This is a genomic window from Streptomyces pathocidini, from assembly GCF_001418495.1.
Lineage (GTDB): Bacteria > Actinomycetota > Actinomycetes > Streptomycetales > Streptomycetaceae > Streptomyces > Streptomyces pathocidini.
Genome location: NZ_LIQY01000687.1, coordinates 1 through 1,786 on the forward strand (window position 1 = coordinate 1; position 1,786 = coordinate 1,786).

Annotated in this window: 1 protein-coding gene and 1 pseudogene; both read left to right on the forward strand. The window is 75.5% G+C overall.

Going from position 1 to position 1,786, the window contains the following annotated elements:
• Positions 1 to 1,262: RDD family protein (locus AOK16_RS24480; RefSeq protein WP_055474278.1), on the forward strand; the 1,262-nt coding region annotated here is incomplete at its 5' end.
• A gap of 258 nt (positions 1,263 to 1,520) precedes the next feature.
• Positions 1,521 to 1,786 (forward strand): annotated as a pseudogene (locus tag AOK16_RS24485) (RDD family protein); the annotation flags it as partial.

Consider the following 1,786-nt stretch of genomic DNA (forward strand, 5'->3'; position numbering starts at 1 on the left):
GTGCGGCCCCCGCCCCTGCCGCCACCCGGGCTCCGGCCACCTACCAGACCCCGGCGCCCACGCCGGACGAGACCGGGCCGATGTTCCTCGACGAGGACGCCGCGGAGACGACAGCCGACCCGGGAGCGGATTCCGCCGCCCCCGCCGGTGAGGGCTCCCGCACCGAGCCCGCCTCCGCCTGGCAGGCCGACGCCTCCCGCCAGTACGGCCTGACCGGGGGACAGGGCCGCGTCCAGTGGGGGTTCAACCCCGAGGCAGGTGAACCCGGTTCGGACACCGGCGCCCGCTCTGCCGAGAACCCGGTCGACGGCACCATGCGGATCCGGGAGCGTCCCGGCGCCACCGGGGGGGAGGGAACCGTGCCTCCGGCACGCGAGGGCGACGGAACCAGGCTCATCCGCGCCGACGACCGCCGGCCCCCGGCCACCGACGCCCCCGCGGAGGGCACCATGGCCATCCGCGACCCGCGTCGCGCCGCCGGTCGGCCCGCCACCGCGACCTCCCAGCCCGCGGCGCCCGCCCCCACGCCGGTCCAGCGCCGACCGGACGGCGGCATCCCACCGCAGCCCGGCCCGGCGGCAGCCGCTCCGCAGGCGCAGGCCCCAGCCGCGCAGCCTTCCTGGCAGCAGCAGGTGCACCAACTCGCCTGCACCGAGGGCCAGTCGGCCGATCCGCAGGCAGCCCAGGCCGCGGGCGCCGGACCCGTCACGCCGTGGCGGCCGCCGGTCAACGACCCCTTCCTCGCGGCGGCCCAGGCCCAGGCCGCCTCGCGCCCGGCGGCGCTCGGCCGCCGGTTCGCCGCCCGGCTGATCGACACCCTGCTCCTCGGCGCCGTCGTCGCGGCGGCCGCCGTCCCCCTGGGGACGAAGGCGGCCGAGCACATCGACGGCAAGATCGAGGAGGCCAAGCTGACCGGTGAGACCGTCACGGTCTGGCTGCTCGACGGCACCACGGCGGGCTACCTCGGCATCGTCCTCGCCGTCCTGTTCATCGGCGGCGTGTTGTACGAGGCGCTGCCCACTGCAAAGTGGGGCCGCACGCTCGGCAAGCGCCTCCTCCAGGTGAAGGTGCTGGACATCGAGTCCCACGAACCCCCCGCCTTCGGCGCCGCGTTGCGCCGCTGGCTGGTCTACGGCGTACTCGGCTCCCTCGCCGTGGGTGTCGTCAACGCGCTGTGGTGCCTGCTCGACCGGCCGTGGCGGCAGTGCTGGCATGACAAGGCGGCCCGCACCTTCGTCGCCGGATCCGGCACCGACTCGTAAGCGCCTGACCTCGACACCGACCGCAGCGGCCCCACACCCCCGGGCCCCACACCTCCGGGCCTCACACCCCTGGGTCCCGAACGCCCCTGCCTTGACGGCGATCTTGCGTACGTCCATCGTTTCCCCCTCGCGATCGCTTCCTCTACTTCTCTTACACCGCGGATCGCCTTCGGGTTCCCTTGCACGTCAGCCAAGCCGATTCGCCCGAATGGGTCCGCCGGGCTGCGGCCTCCGCGGTCCGGCGGTCGACTGGTGCGCATGAGCACCGATCAGCCGACCCCGGGCTCCGGCGAGCCGCCGGACGAGGACCGTTTCCGGAAGCGTCCGGATGAGGGTGCCGGGGGCGGTGCCGGGGCTGGCGGCGGAGGGCCCTACGGCGGCGGCCCATACGGTGGGCCCGGTGGCGGCCCCTACGGCGGCGCACCGTACGGCGAGGATCCGCTCGCCGGGATGCCCCCGCTCGCCAACCGCGGCAAGCGGCTGCTCGCGCGCATCATCGACGGCCTGCTCATCAGCATCCCGGT